This window comes from Inquilinus sp. YAF38 (genome assembly GCF_052113205.1).
Lineage (GTDB): Bacteria > Pseudomonadota > Alphaproteobacteria > DSM-16000 > Inquilinaceae > Inquilinus.
In genome coordinates, this window is the sequence record NZ_JBFRCU010000081.1 from 21,643 (window position 1) to 35,718 (window position 14,076).

Consider the following 14,076-nt stretch of genomic DNA (forward strand, 5'->3'; position numbering starts at 1 on the left):
TGGTCAGGCGGTAGGCGCGTCGAGCTTGGCGATGCGGTCGCCGTGCCGACCGCCTTCGTAATCGGTGGACAGGAACACGGCAAGGCAATCCCGGGCGGTCTCGAAGCCGGTGATTCGGGCGCCGAGCGCGAGCACGTTCGCATCGTTGTGCTGGCGGGCCAGCCGGGCTGTGGTGACGTCGTGGCAAAGCGCCGCACGGACACCGCGATGGCGGTTGACCGCGATCGAGATGCCGATGCCGGTGCCGCAGACCACAAGGCCGCGCGACGCCCGGCCGTCCCCGATCGCCTGCGCCACGGCGTGGCCGAAATCCGGATAATCGACCCGCTCCGGGCCGTTGGTGCCGAGATCGAGCACCACCAGCCCCTGCGCCTCGATCACGGCTCGAAGCTGGTCCTTGAGGGCGTAGCCGGCATGGTCGGCGGCGATGGCGACAGTCTTGACGGCGTCGGTCATTTTGGTCCGGTTGGATGGGGCACGACGACCTTCGCATATTTTGCTTTGGAGAGTGAGCCGGAACGTGGCTCAATTCCGGCGCGCGTGGCGGTCGGGTCCGGCCACAGCTTGCAGTTGCAGAATAGTCAGTGATTTTCCCATTACCGTTGACACGCGCCATATCAAATGCGACCCCGGTGTCGCTGTTGACGACAGATAGCAAAGGATTTGAATAATGGAGGATCAAGCAAGCATGACCGGTCGAAGCGCCGACGATCTGGTGCAAATGACCACCCAGATTGTGACATCCTATATTTCCCGCAACACGGTCCCGACCGATCAGCTCGGGACCGTGATCCAGACCATTCACGATGCACTGCGAAATGTCGGGTCCGGCCCGGTGGCCGCGCCGACGATGGCAGCGGCCAAGCCGGCGGTGCCGATCCGGCGCTCGATCCAGCCGGATTACATCGTCTGCCTGGAGGACGGCAAGAAGCTGAAGATGCTGAAGCGACACCTGCGGACGACCTACAGCCTGTCGCCCGAAGAGTACCGGGCGAAGTGGGGCCTGCCGGCCGACTATCCCATGGTCGCGCCGAACTATGCGGAACAGCGCTCCGCCTTCGCCAAGAAAATCGGCCTGGGCAGGGCCCGGAACGGCTGATCGTCTGCGCCCGGGGCCGGGACGCTGCGGCGTTGGCCCGCATGCCTCATGCGGGCTGGGCTGGCGGCGCCCCGGCCCCTGTGCTGTTATGCGCCACGTTTTTGATCGTTTCCGGAGTTCGCCCATGACTTCCGCCGCCGCGACCGCGGCCGCCAAGCCGGCACAGACCGGCCGTGCCGCCTTCAACTGGGAGGACCCGCTCCTGCTCGAGGAGTTGCTGACCGAGGAGGAGCGCATGGTGCGCGACGCGGCGCGCGCCTATTGCCAGGAGAAGCTGCTGCCGCGCGTGCTCGAGGCCAACCGGCACGAGGTCTTCCACCGCGAGATCATGAACGAGATGGGCGAGCTCGGCTTCCTCGGCTCGACGATCGACGGCTATGGCTGCGCCGGCGTGAACTATGTCTGCTACGGCCTGATCGCGCGCGAGGTCGAGCGCGTCGACAGCGGGTACCGCTCCGCAATGTCGGTGCAGTCGAGCCTGGTGATGCACCCGATCTATGCCTATGGCACCGAGGAGCAGCGCCAGAAGTATCTGCCGCGCCTGGCCACCGGCGAGATCGTCGGCTGCTTCGGCCTGACCGAGCCCGATGCCGGCTCCGATCCCGGCTCGATGAAGACCCGGGCGCGCAGCGTTGCCGGCGGCTACAGCCTGTCCGGCGCCAAGATGTGGATCACCAACTCGCCGATCGCGGACGTGTTCGTGGTCTGGGCCAAGGACGACAATGGCGAGATCCGCGGCTTCATCCTGGACCGCGGCATGAAGGGCCTGTCGTCGCCGAAGATCGAGGGCAAGTTCTCGCTGCGCGCCTCGACCACCGGCGAGATCGTGATGGACGAGGTGTTCGTCCCGGAAGAGAACCTGCTGCCCAACGTCAAGGGGCTGAAGGGGCCGTTCGGCTGCCTCAACAACGCCCGCTACGGCATCGCCTGGGGCGCGATCGGCGCGGCTGAATTCTGCTGGCACACCGCCCGGCAGTACACGATGGACCGCAAGATGTTCGGCCGTCCCCTCGCCGGCACCCAGCTGATTCAGAAGAAGCTGGCCGACATGCAGACCGAGATCACCCTCGGCCTGATCTCGGCCCATCGCCTGGGCCAGCTCAAGGACGAGGGCAAGGCGGCGCCGGAGGCGATCAGCCTGATGAAGCGCAACAATTGCGGCAAGTCGCTGGACATTGCCCGCCAGGCCCGCGACATGCTGGGCGGCAACGGCATCGCCGACGAGTTCAACGTCATCCGCCACGTGATGAATCTGGAGGCGGTCAACACCTATGAGGGCACGCATGACGTGCACGCCCTGATCCTCGGCCGGGCCCAGACCGGCCTCGCCGCCTTCTGATCACGGCCAGGCAGCGCATAAGCAAAAGGCGCGCCCCTTTCGGGACGCGCCTTTTTCGTGACCAGACGGCGGGCGACCTCAGGCCGCGCTGGTCACCGGCTGATCGGTGGTATAGGCGAGGTTGCCGGACCAGAAGCCCTCGAGCCGTCGCAGCGTGGCGTTCAGCGTCTCGACGTCGCCAACCCGCAGACCCGTGCCCTCCAGCGCATCCGCCTGGCGGCTGAACATGGTCTCGAGCTTGGACCGCAGCGCCTGCCCCTTGCTGGTCAAACGGACCCGGGTGGAGCGCCGGTCGTGCTGCGACCGCTCCTGCGCCAAATATCCGTTCTCGACCATCTTCTTGACGTTGTACGAGACATTCGAGCCCAGATAGTAGCCACGGGCGGTCAACTCGCCGATGGTCAGCTCGTCCATGCCGATATTGTACAGAATCAGACTTTGGACGTTGTTGATATCTTGGACGCCAAAGCGGTCCAACTCTACCTTGACCACATCCAGAAAGCAGCGATGAAGCCGCTCAATGAGTGCGGTCATGCGGTAATAGGGATGATGCATTCAGACCTCCGACCCACTGGCGCTTTGTACTATCTAGACCGCCGTTCCACCACTCATAAAGCCACTTTAGACAAAATCATCCAAAACGAAAGTGTTGTGAGCAGGACAGGTGTTCACTGCAATTTGCACCGCATTCAGGACGAATTCGCGCTAGATCGATGCTTTAGGTTGGCACAGAGGACATTTTTGATCCTCTCGATGGAAGTTATCAACCCTCCGCGTGCATGTTCTGTTTCTCGACTCATGCCGTGCGCCGTGGCGGCGCGCCGCACGGAGTTGTTTCCCGCCGGGGCTCCGTCCTAGAGTGCGCCCGCCGACCCAGCCGCCGCCATCCAGTCGTCGAGTGTCCCGATGTCCCGCCTGCCCTTCCCCGGTGCCTACCCGACCACCCGCGCGCGTCGCCTGCGCACCGATGGCTGGATCCGCGACCTGGTGGCCGAGACCCGGCTGGCCCCGTCCGATCTGATCTGGCCGATCTTCGTGGTCGAGGGCGATCAGAAGCAGCCGGTCGAATCGCTGCCCGGCGTCACCCGCTTCGACCTGGCCAGCGCCGCCGAGGCCTGCCGCCGCGCCCGCGATCTCGGCATCCCGGCGGTGGCGCTGTTCCCGATGATCGACCGGGCCCTGCGCAGCGAGGACGGCGCCGAGGCCTGCCGGGCCGGCAACCTGGTGTGCCGCGCCATTGCCGCGATCAAGGCAGCGGTGCCGGATCTCGGCATTGTCGTCGACGTCGCTCTCGACCCCTTCACCAGCCACGGCCATGACGGGCTGATCCGCAACGGCCGGATCCTGAATGACGAGACGGTCGAGATCCTGGTCCGCCAAGCGCTGGTCCAGGCCGAGGCCGGGGCCGACATCGTGGCGCCGTCCGACATGATGGACGGCCGCATCGGCGCGATCCGCGCGGCGCTGGACGGCGCCGGCCGGCAGGACGTCAAGATCATGGCCTATTCGGCGAAATACGCCTCTGCCTTCTACGGCCCGTTCCGCGACGCGGTCGGGTCCACCGGCGTGCTGGTCGGCGACAAGAAGACCTACCAGATGAACCCGGCCAACACCGACGAGGCGCTGCGCGAGGTCGAGCTCGACCTGCGCGAGGGCGCCGACATGGTGATGGTGAAGCCAGGCCTGCCCTATCTCGACATCATCCGCCGGGTGCATGACGGCTTCGGCGTGCCTGTCTTCGCCTATCAGGTCAGCGGCGAGTACGCGATGATGAAGGCGGCGGCGCAGAACGGCTGGCTCGACTACGACAAGGCGCTGATCGAGGTGCTGACCGCGTTCAAGCGCGCCGGAACCTCGGGCGTCCTGACCTATGGCGCCATCGAGGCGGCGGAGCTGCTGGGCTGATTCCTGCGACGGCGGGACCTTTCCGGAACTCCCAACACCGTCGTTGCGAGCGCAGCGAAGCAATCCAGGAGCCGCACGCATCGACCCCTGGATTGCTTCGTCGGCTACGCCTCCTCGCAATGACGAAGAGGGATGAATGTTCTGAAACGATCGCGACGGCGGGATCGCGGTCAAGGCAACGGCATTGGTCATGCCGAATTAGAACAAAGGCGGAACTCTCAGTCAAGCGGAACAGCCGCGGCGCCGCTTCAGCCCGCCGCCAGCCAGTCGCGGATCGGGGCGGTCTGGTCGGCCGCCATCAGCGCCGGGGCGTGGCCGCAGCCGGGGATGGTGAGCAGCGTGGTGCCGGGCCGTGCCGCCATGCGCTCGGCGGTCGCCGCGGTCAGCAGGTCCGATTCCGCGCCGCGGACCACCAGCACCGGGCAGCGGATCTGGTCCCAGACCATCCACAGGTCGACATCGGCGACCGGGCCGGCAAAGGCCGCAGCAATGCCGGGGTCGTAAGCCAGGCCGAGTGTGCCATCCTGCCGCCGCCGGGCGCTGTGCTCGGCCAGATGCCGCCACTGCCCGTCGGTCAACGGGCCGAAGGGTGCATGCACCCGCCGCAGATAGGCCTCGAGCTCGCCGAGGTCGGCGAAGACCGGGTCCTGCCCGACATAGGATCCGATTCGGAGCAGCGCCGCCTGCGGGATGAACGGGCCGACATCGTTCAGCACCAGCCGGCGGATCGGGGTGTTCGGCTGGGCCGCCAGCATCATGCCGATCAGCCCGCCCATCGAGGTACCGACCCAGTCGACCTCCGCCACGTCGAGCCGGGCGATCAGCGCCGCGGCGTCGCCAAGATATTGCGGATAGCCGTAGAGGGCCGGGTTGGCGAGCCAGTTGCTGCGGCCGCGGCCGACCACGTCCGGGCAGACCACGGTGCGGCCGGACCCGGCGAGGTCAGTGGCCAGAGCGTCGAAGTCGCGGCCGTTGCGGGTCAGCCCGTGCACGCACAGCACCGGCGGGCGCGTGCGATCCTGACCCCAGGCGACATAGGCCAGTCGGTGGAAGCCGCCGAGGCCGAGGCCGAGGAACTGATGCTGGACCGGTCCCATCTCAGGCCGCCCGCGCCGCGGCCGGGCGCAGGGCGCCATCCTCGACCTGCACGAAGCGGCGGGCTTCGAAACCGTTGAACCGGGTCTGCAGCACGTTGGAATAGGCTCCGATCTGGCCGAACTCGATCCAGTCGCCCTCGCGCACGTCGTCCGGCAGCGGCGAGGTGCCGGGCAGGCTGTCATAGCTGTCGCAGGTCGGGCCGAACAGGGCGAAGCTGGCCAGCCTGCCGCCGGCGCCGCCCGGCCGCAGCAGGCGGACCGGATAGACGGTGCGGAACAGCTTCATGTCGGCCAGGCTGCCATAGGCGCCGTCGTTCAGGTACAGACGGTGGCCGCGCCGGAACTCGACCTTCACCACCAGCGAGCAGGCCTCGGCCACCAGGGCCCGGCCGGGCTCGCAGAACACCGCGCGGTCTGGGTCGGCCGGCAGCCGGGCCAGGCCGGCGCGGATCGCGGCGACGAAAGCGGAGAGCGACGGCGCCTCGGTGCCGACATAGGCGGCGGGGAAGCCGCCACCGACATCGATCACCGGCACCGGCACCCCGGCCCTGCCTAGGATGCCGGCGCAGATCGTCAGCGCGCTCTCATAGGCGCCCGGATCGAGGCATTGCGAGCCGACATGGAAGGTCAGGCCGGCGCGGTTGCCGGTGGCGGCGATGCGGCGCAGCAGCGCCGGCGCGGCCTCGATCTCGGCGCCGAACTTGCCGCTGAGGTCGCAGACCGAATCGAAGCGCGGCATGTCGACCCGCAGCACCAGCGTCAGGTCGCGCGCGCGCCCGGTCACGGCCAGGATCTTGTCCAGCTCCTCCTCATGGTCGAGGCAGAAGGTGCGGATGCCGTAGCGGCGATAGGCCAGCTCGACCGCCTGGCGGTTCTTCACCGGATGCATGTAGTGCGAGACGGTGCCGGGCAGCGCCGCCGCGGCCTCGATCTCGCTGAGCGAGGCGACGTCGAAATCGCGCAGGCCGCCGGCATGCAGCCCGGCCAACACCGCCGGATGGTCGTTGCACTTGACCGCGTACATCACCGTACCGGGGAACTGGCGCCGGAACTCCGCCGCCGACTCCCGCAGCACTTGAGGCCGCAGGCAGTAGACCGGCTCCTCAGGGCGGAGGGCGGTGACCATGGCGAGGGCGTCGGCGAAGGATTCCATCGAGCCATCCTGCTGACCGCCGCCGGACGCGCGGCACGTCTGCATCATCTGGGGAGGACCGGCAGCTTGGCTAGCCCCCTATGCAAATAGACCGAAGCGCACCCGGTGCCGCGGATCGACCCCTGCTCCTCGATGGCGCCTCGCTTCGAATCAGACAGATTATTATAACACAGCACCGCCGCGACCGATCCTGGGCGGCACGGAGACACGACCGATGAGATGGCTTCGCCGCGGCGCGATCGCACTGGCCTGCCTCCTGCTGCTGCTCGTGGTGCTGGCCGGCGCCGGCCTGTGGTGGCTGCGCACCGGGGTGCCCGCCGAATCGGGCACGGTCGCGCTCGACGGCCTGTCCGGCCCGGTCCGGGTCTATCGCGATAGTCACGGCGTGCCGACGATCTTCGCCCAAAGCGACGGCGACGCCTATTTCGCCCTGGGCTGGCTGCATGCCCGGGACCGGCTGTGGCAGATGGAGATGCAGCGCCGGATCGGCGCCGGCCGGCTGTCCGAGCTGATCGGCGGAGCCGGGCTGCGGTTCGACAAGCTGATGCGGACGCTCGGCATCTACCGCCTGGCGGAGGCCGATGTCGCCGCCCAGTCGCCGGAGACGCGGGCGGCGCTGGACCGCTACGCCGCCGGGGTCAATGCCTGGATCGACGGCCATCCCGGCGCGCTGCCGCCGGAGTTCACCCTGCTGTGGACCCGGCCAGAACCGTGGCAGCCAGCCGATTCGCTGGTCTGGAGCAAGCTGATGGCGCTGCAGCTGTCGGCCAATTACCGCGACGAGATCCTGCGCGCCCAGGTGATCGCCAGGCTGGGGCCGGAGCGCGCCGGCACCCTGTTCCCGGATCTCGGCGCGCTGCCGCCCGCCACCCTCGCCGCCCTCGACCAGGCCGCGCCGATGCTGACCACGCTGGCACAGGCGCTGCCGCCGCCGCTCGGCCCCCGCACCGCATCGAATGAATGGGTGGTCGGGCCCAGCCGGACCGACACCGGCGCGCCGATCCTGGCCAACGACCCGCATCTGGGCTTGAGTGCCCCGATCCTGTGGTACCTGGCGCGGATCGAGACCCCGACCCTGTCGGTCGCCGGCGCCACCGTGCCCGGCGTGCCGCTGACCCTGCTGGGCCAGAATCGGCGGATCGCCTGGGGCTTCACCACCACCGGCGCGGATGTGCAGGACCTGTTCCTGGAGACGGTCGACCCCGGCGACCCGAGCCGCTATCGGACCCCGGAGGGCAGCGCCACCTTCGAGACCCGGAGCGAGACCATCGCCGTTTCAGGCGGCGACCCGGTGACGCTGACCATCCGCAGCACCCGGCACGGGCCGGTGCTGTCCGACCTCGACCCCGGCATGGCGGAGCTGGCCGGCAAGGACAAGGTCGCCGCCCTTGCCTTCACCGCCCTGGCCCCCGGTGACACCACCGCCGACGCGCTGTACCGGCTGAACCGCGCCGGCACCTGGCCGGAGTTCCTGGCCGCGATGCGGTTCTTCCGCAGCCCAATCCAGAACGTCGTCTATGCCGATGCCGACGGCGATATCGGTTTCCTGGTCCCGGGGGCGATCCCGATCCGTCGTTCCGGAAGCGGCAAGTTGCCGGCGGACGGCGCCTCGGGCGCCCAGGACTGGACCGGCATGATCCCGTTCGAAGACCTGCCCCAGGCGCTGAACCCGCCCGGCGGCGCCATCGCCAACGCCAACAACGCCCCGGTCGGGCCCGGCTTTCCCTATTATATCGGCGACGGCTACGACGTGCCCTACCGCGCCCACCGCATCGTCGAGATGCTGGGCGCCGTCGGCCCGAACACGGTCGCGCGCAGCCAGGCGATGCAGGCCGACACGCTGACCACCGAGGCGCGGGACCTCCTGCCGCTGATGACCGCCATCGATCCTGCGGACGACCGCATGTCCAAGGCCCTGGCGCTGCTGCGCGGCTGGGACCTGCGGATGGACCGCAACCGGYCGGAGCCGCTGGTCTACATGGAATGGTTGCGGCGCTTCGCCCATGCCGTGTTCGACCCGCCGCTCGGCCCTTTGGCCGAGGATTATTTCGGGCTACGCCCGACGGTCCTGGCGACGATCCTGACCCATGACCCGTCCTGGTGCGGCGACGCTGCGGCTTCGGCCCGGCCGACCGACTGCAAGGCCCTGCTACGCCGGACCCTGGGCGAAGCGCTGGACGCGCTGGCGCAGCGCCACGGCGCGGACATGGCGGCCTGGCGCTGGGGCGCCGAGCACATCGCGCCGCTGGAGGCGCAGGTGCTGTCACGCGTGCCGCTGGTCGGCGGCCTGATTTCGCTGGCGACCCCGACAGACGGCGGGCCCTACACCCTGAACCGGGGCGCCACCACGATCACCGATCCGGAGGCGCCCTATGCCCATACGCACGGCGCCGGCTACCGCGCCATCTACGACCTGGCCGACCGCGGCCGGTCGCGCTTCATGATCGCCACCGGCCAGTCCGGCAACCCGCTGTCGCCCCATTGGGGCGACCTGGTCGCGGATTGGCGAGACGGAAGATACTTGACGTTGCATGGTGGCGAGGCTGATCTCGCCGCTGCCGGGCAGTCGCTGACCACCCTGCAGCCGCGCCAATGACAGGACGCCAGATGAGCCCCGCCCCGCTGCCGGTCACCATCGACGACATCCGCGCCGCCGCCGCGGCCCTCGAGGGCCAGGTGGCCCGGACGCCGGTCATCCCGGCACCTCAGCTGTCCGGCATCCTCGGCTGCGAGCTGGTCCTGAAGCTGGAGACGCTGCAGCGCACCGGGTCATTCAAGGACCGCGGCGCCTACAACAAGCTGCGCTCGCTCGACGAGGCACAGCGCCAGCGCGGCGTGGTCGCCATGTCGGCCGGCAACCACGCCCAGGGCGTGGCCTACCACGCCACCCGCCTGGGCATCCCCTCGACCATCGTAATGCCGACCTTCACCCCCTTCACCAAGGTGGCGAAGACCGAAGGCTACGGCGCCAAGGTGGTGCTGGTGGGCCAGACTCTGGACGACAGCATGGGCCACGCCCGCAAGCTGGTGGACTCGGACGGGCTGACCCTGATCCACCCCTATGACGACCCCTATATCATCGCCGGCCAGGGCACGGCCGGGCTGGAGATCCTGGCCGATGTGCCGGACCTGGACGACCTGGTGGTGCCGATCGGCGGCGGCGGGCTGATCTCCGGCATCGCCATCGCCGCCCGGTCGATCAACCCGTCGATCCGGATTACCGGTGTCGAGGCTGCGCTCTATGCCTCGATGAGCGACGCCGTCGCCGGCCGCACCGGCATCTATGGCGGCGCCACCATCGCCGAGGGCATAGCGGTGAAGAGCCCGGGCGTGCTGACCCGGCAGATCATCGCCGCGCTGGTCGACGACATCGTCGCGGTCGAGGAGACGGTGCTGGAGCAGGGCGTGCACCAGCTGATGACCCAGCAGAAGCTGGTGGCCGAGGGCGCCGGCGCCGCCGGCATCGCCGGCATCCTGGCCAATCCTGAGCGCTTCGCCGGGCGCAAGGTCGGCGTGGTGGTGTGCGGCGGCAACATCGATCCGCGCATCCTGGCCTCGATCCTGATGCGCGGCCTGGTGCGCAACGGCCAGCTCGCCCGGCTGCGCATCGAGATCGAGGACTCGCCGGGGGTGCTGAGCCGGATCGCCGGCATCATCGGCGCCACCGGCGGCAACATCATCGAGACCTATCACCAGCGCCTGTTCTTCCAGATCCCGGTGAAGCGGGCCGACATTGACGTGGTGGTCGAGACCCGTGACCGCGCCCATGTCGACGTCATCATCGGCAAGCTGATGGAGGGCGGCTATCCGGCGACGCTGCTGAGCGACGTCGGGGCGTGATCGCACGGCCGGGCATGGAGACCGAATGAAGCGCGTGCTGATCGCCGGCATGTCCGGGACCGGAAAGACCGCGGTGGTGCGCGAGCTGGCAGTGCGGGGGCATGACGCGCGCGACCTCGACACGCCGGAGTGGTCGGAATGGGTCGACGCCGATCCCGCCGACACGCTGACCCCGGGCGCAGGCAAGGACTGGGTCTGGCGCGAGGAGCGCGTCCGCGCCCTGCTGGCCGCGCCACGCGACCGGACGCTGTTCGTCAGCGGCACCTGCGAGACCATGGGCCGGTTCCGGCCGCTGATCGATGTCGTGATCCTGCTCTCCGCCCCCGTCCCGACGCTGCTGGCGCGGCTGGCGGCGCGCGGCCCCGACAGCTACGGCCACAGCGAGGTTGAACGGCGCAAGGTGGTCGAGCTGGTCGGGATGATCGAGCCGCTGCTGCGCCAGTCCGCCGACCACGAGATCGACACGCGCCGGCCGGTCGCCGCCACCGTCGACGAGATCCTGCGGCTGACATGAGGCCGCGGTGGATTCCGTCAACGTGCCTTGTCATGGCGGGCCGGCCTCCGAGTCGCTTGCCGACGATCCGGCACTGTGGTGCAGTATGGGCATGAGGTTGGCCTCCCGGCCCAGGAGCGCTTGATGTCCGTCATCGACGGCAAGCTCGGTCGTCTGCAGCATTTCTACCGGTCAGGCCCCCTGCCCTGCCCCTACATTCCCGGCCGAGTCGAGCGCAAGCTGTTCACCCGGCTGAACGGCGGCGACGCCCGGACGCTGAACACCACCCTGTCGCAGGCCGGGTTCCGGCGCAGCCACGACATCGTCTACCGCCCGGTCTGCCCCGGCTGCCGCGCCTGCGTGCCGGTGCGCATCCCGGTGGCGCGGTTCGCGCCCGGCCGCAGCATGCGCCGGACCTGGATCGCCAATCTCGACCTCGCCCGCCGCTCGGCCTTGCCGATCGGCAGCGATGAGCAGTTCGCCCTGTTCCTGCGCTATCAGCGGCATCGGCACGGTGACAGCGACATGGCCCGGATGTCGCGGGCCGATTACGGCAGCATGATCGAGGAAGGCAGCGGCAGTGCCGCGCTGATCGAGTTCCGCGACCCGGCCGGTGCCCTGCGCGCAGCGGCGCTGGTCGACGTGCTGGAGGATGGGCTGTCCGCCGTCTACAGCTTCTACGACCCGGACGTGCCGGAACGCAGCCTGGGCACCTATGTGATCCTGGCCCTGGTCGAGGAGGCGCGCCGGACCGGCCTCGATCACGTCTATCTCGGCTACTGGATCGCGCAGAGCCACAAAATGGCCTACAAGGCCCGCTTCCAGCCGCTGGAAGCCCTCACCGATAACGGCTGGGCGACGCTCGACCCGGCCGGGTGAGCCTCTGCTCTTCCTGCGACGCAGCAAAGTTGGGTATGGAGGCCGAAGACCGGCGCCAATCGCCGGTTGGTCTCGCGCGCGAAAGCTGATATTTCGCAGCGGCGAATTGCATCGATCCAATCAACGGCGCTGAAGCGTCCAGGAGCGGGGGAGGTCAGATGGGGGCTTTGCTGGGTGCCAGCCGCGTCATCGACGCTGTCAATGGCTGGGTCGGACGGACCGTGTCCTGGCTCGTCCTGGTGGCGATCCTGGTCAGCGCCGGCAACGCCATCCTGCGGAAAGCCTTTTCGCTCAGCTCCAACGCCTGGCTGGAGCTGCAATGGTACCTGTTCTCCGCCGTCTTCCTGCTGGCCGCGGGCTATACGCTGCTGAAGGGCGAGCACGTCAAGGTCGACATCCTCTACGGCCGCTGGTCGCGCCGCACCCAGATCTGGATCGAGATCTTCGGCACCCTGTTCTTCCTGCTGCCCTTCTGCGTCGTCGCCATCCGGTACTCCTGGCCGATCGTGGTGGACAAATTCGCCAGCGGCGAGACGTCGGGCAACGCCAACGGCCTGATCCGGTGGCCGGTCTGGGCCCTGATCCCGGCCGGCTTCATCCTGCTCACGCTGCAGGGGCTGTCGGAGCTGATCAAGCGGATCGCCATCCTGTCGGACCGCATCCCCGACATCGTCCAGACGCACGGCCACGAAGCCGATCCGCTCTGAGCCGGCCCACCAGCACCTGAAAGCCTGCCCGCATGTCGCAGTTCCTGATCGAGAACATGGCGCCGCTCATGTTCGCCGCGCTGGTGGTCGTGCTGCTGCTCGGCTACTCGGTCGCCTTCTCCCTGGCCGCTGTCGGCTTCGTGTTCTACCTCGTCGGCGTCGAGCTCGGCGTGCTGCAATTCAACCTGCTCGGGGCGATCCCGGACCGGTTCTACCAGCAGATGGAGAACGAGACGCTTCTGGCGATCCCGTTCTTCACCTTCATGGGGCTGATCCTCGAACGCAGCGGCATGGCCGAGGATCTGCTGGACACGATCGGCCAGCTGTTCGGCCCGGTGCGCGGCGGCCTGGCCTATGCGGTGATCTTCGTCGGCGCCCTTCTCGCCGCCACCACCGGCGTGGTTGCCGCGTCGGTGATCTCGATGGGGCTGATCTCGCTGCCGATCATGTTGCGCTACGGCTACGACCGGTCGCTGGCCTCCGGCGTCATCGCCGCCTCCGGCACGCTGGCGCAGATCATCCCGCCCAGCCTGGTGCTGATCATCATGGCCGACCAGCTCGGCAAGTCGGTCGGCGACATGTACAAGGGCGCGCTGCTGCCGGGCCTGATCCTGACCGGCCTCTATACCGGCTATATCCTGATCATGACGATCATCCGGCCGAACAGTGCGCCGGCGCTGCCGCTGGAGGCGCGGACGCTGCACGGGCTGGCGCTGGTCGGCCGGGTTGTCACCTCGCTGATTCCGCCCCTGGTGCTGATCTTCCTGGTGCTGGGCACGATCTTCCTCGGCATCGCCACGCCGACCGAGGGCGGCGCCATGGGCGCGGTCGGGTCGCTGGTGCTTGCGGCCCTCAACCGCCGCCTGAACTGGACGATGATCCGCCAGGCGCTGGACACCACCACCAAGCTGTCCGCCTTCGTGCTGTTCATCCTGCTGGGCGCCCGCGTGTTCTCGCTGACCTTCTACGGCGTCGGCGGCAATCTCTGGGTCGAGCACCTGATGACCTCGGTGCCGGGCGGCGTCATCGGTTTCCTGATCGTCGCCAACCTCCTGGTCTTCGTGCTGGCCTTCTTCCTCGACTATTTCGAACTGGCCTTCATCATCGTGCCGCTGCTGGGGGCCGCGGCGCAGGCCCTGGGTATCGACCTGATCTGGTTCGGCGTGCTGCTGGCGGTCAACATGCAGACCTCGTTCATGCACCCGCCCTTCGGCTTCTCGCTGTTCTACCTGCGCTCGGTGGCACCGACGCGGCCCTATCGCGACAAGGTCACAGGCCGCACCACCGCGCCGGTAACGACCGGGCAGATCTATCTCGGAGCGATCCCCTTCGTGGTGATCCAGATCCTGATGGTCGCGATCGTGATCACCTTTCCGGGGCTGGTGACCCACTACAAGTCGGGCCAGGTCGAGGCCGATCCGGCTTCGATCAGCGTCGACGTGCCGATGCCGGGCGCCGAGGGCGCCAACCCGTTCGGCGCCCCGGCCGCCCCCGATTTCGGCGCCCCGCCACCGCCGGATTTCGGCGCCCCACCGGCCCCGGGCGGCCAGCCCGCCCCGGCCCC

The 14,076-nt window shown here is 68.5% G+C and carries 13 protein-coding genes; 9 read left to right on the top strand and 4 right to left on the bottom strand.

Annotation, left to right across the window (positions count from 1 at the left end):
* Positions 1-3: 3 nt before the first annotated feature.
* A complete protein-coding gene (rpiB, locus tag AB4Z01_RS27780) occupies positions 4-456 on the bottom strand; it encodes a ribose 5-phosphate isomerase B (protein ID WP_441699195.1) in 453 nt (150 codons plus the stop codon).
* Between the two features lie 265 nt (positions 457-721).
* Here rpiB and AB4Z01_RS27785 point away from each other — a divergent pair, with 265 nt between their 5' ends.
* Together AB4Z01_RS27785 and AB4Z01_RS27790 are read left to right on the top strand one after the other, a co-directional pair.
* Entirely contained in the window at positions 722-1,099 is a 378-nt protein-coding gene (locus tag AB4Z01_RS27785; RefSeq protein ID WP_441699197.1) for a MucR family transcriptional regulator, read from the top strand.
* A 124-nt stretch (positions 1,100-1,223) separates the two neighbouring features.
* A complete protein-coding gene (locus AB4Z01_RS27790) occupies positions 1,224-2,438 on the top strand; it encodes an acyl-CoA dehydrogenase (protein WP_441699199.1) in 1,215 nt (404 codons plus the stop codon).
* A gap of 78 nt (positions 2,439-2,516) precedes the next feature.
* Here AB4Z01_RS27790 and AB4Z01_RS27795 read toward each other — a convergent pair whose 3' ends face one another.
* Complete coding sequence (locus AB4Z01_RS27795; protein WP_441699201.1) at positions 2,517-2,993, bottom strand: MarR family winged helix-turn-helix transcriptional regulator; 477 nt, start codon at positions 2,991-2,993, stop codon at positions 2,517-2,519.
* Between the two features lie 351 nt (positions 2,994-3,344).
* Between AB4Z01_RS27795 and hemB the strand changes: the two genes are divergently transcribed.
* Positions 3,345-4,343, top strand: coding sequence for a porphobilinogen synthase (gene hemB, locus AB4Z01_RS27800; RefSeq protein ID WP_441699203.1), 999 nt, complete (start codon positions 3,345-3,347; stop codon positions 4,341-4,343).
* 248 nt (positions 4,344-4,591) lie between these two features.
* Here the strand turns inward: hemB and AB4Z01_RS27805 are convergent, their stop codons facing one another.
* The gene (locus tag AB4Z01_RS27805; protein ID WP_441699205.1) at positions 4,592-5,440 is read right to left on the bottom strand and encodes an alpha/beta fold hydrolase; all 849 of its coding nucleotides are present in this window, start codon (positions 5,438-5,440) and stop codon (positions 4,592-4,594) included.
* Between the two features lies 1 nt (position 5,441).
* A complete protein-coding gene (locus AB4Z01_RS27810) occupies positions 5,442-6,593 on the bottom strand; it encodes a type III PLP-dependent enzyme (RefSeq protein WP_441699206.1) in 1,152 nt (383 codons plus the stop codon).
* A gap of 214 nt (positions 6,594-6,807) precedes the next feature.
* On the opposite strand from AB4Z01_RS27810, the gene AB4Z01_RS27815 reads away from it, so the two are divergent.
* The 6 genes from AB4Z01_RS27815 to AB4Z01_RS27840 form a co-directional block, all read left to right on the top strand.
* The gene (locus AB4Z01_RS27815) at positions 6,808-9,189 is read left to right on the top strand and encodes a penicillin acylase family protein (protein ID WP_441699208.1); all 2,382 of its coding nucleotides are present in this window, start codon (positions 6,808-6,810) and stop codon (positions 9,187-9,189) included.
* Between the two features lie 11 nt (positions 9,190-9,200).
* Positions 9,201-10,433 carry a threonine ammonia-lyase gene (locus AB4Z01_RS27820; protein WP_441699210.1) on the top strand — a complete coding sequence of 411 codons (1,233 nt, stop codon included), beginning with the start codon at positions 9,201-9,203 and terminating at the stop codon, positions 10,431-10,433.
* Positions 10,434-10,458: 25 nt separating this feature from the next.
* Positions 10,459-10,947: an AAA family ATPase gene (locus tag AB4Z01_RS27825; protein WP_441699211.1), complete on the top strand. Its 489-nt coding sequence runs from the start codon at positions 10,459-10,461 to the stop codon at positions 10,945-10,947.
* Between the two features lie 123 nt (positions 10,948-11,070).
* Positions 11,071-11,805, top strand: a complete 735-nt coding sequence (locus AB4Z01_RS27830) for an arginyltransferase (protein ID WP_441699212.1) — start codon at positions 11,071-11,073, stop codon at positions 11,803-11,805.
* Between the two features lie 158 nt (positions 11,806-11,963).
* The gene (locus AB4Z01_RS27835) at positions 11,964-12,512 is read left to right on the top strand and encodes a TRAP transporter small permease subunit (protein WP_441699214.1); all 549 of its coding nucleotides are present in this window, start codon (positions 11,964-11,966) and stop codon (positions 12,510-12,512) included.
* A gap of 32 nt (positions 12,513-12,544) precedes the next feature.
* Positions 12,545-14,076: TRAP transporter large permease (locus AB4Z01_RS27840; protein ID WP_441699215.1), on the top strand; the 1,532-nt coding region annotated here is incomplete at its 3' end.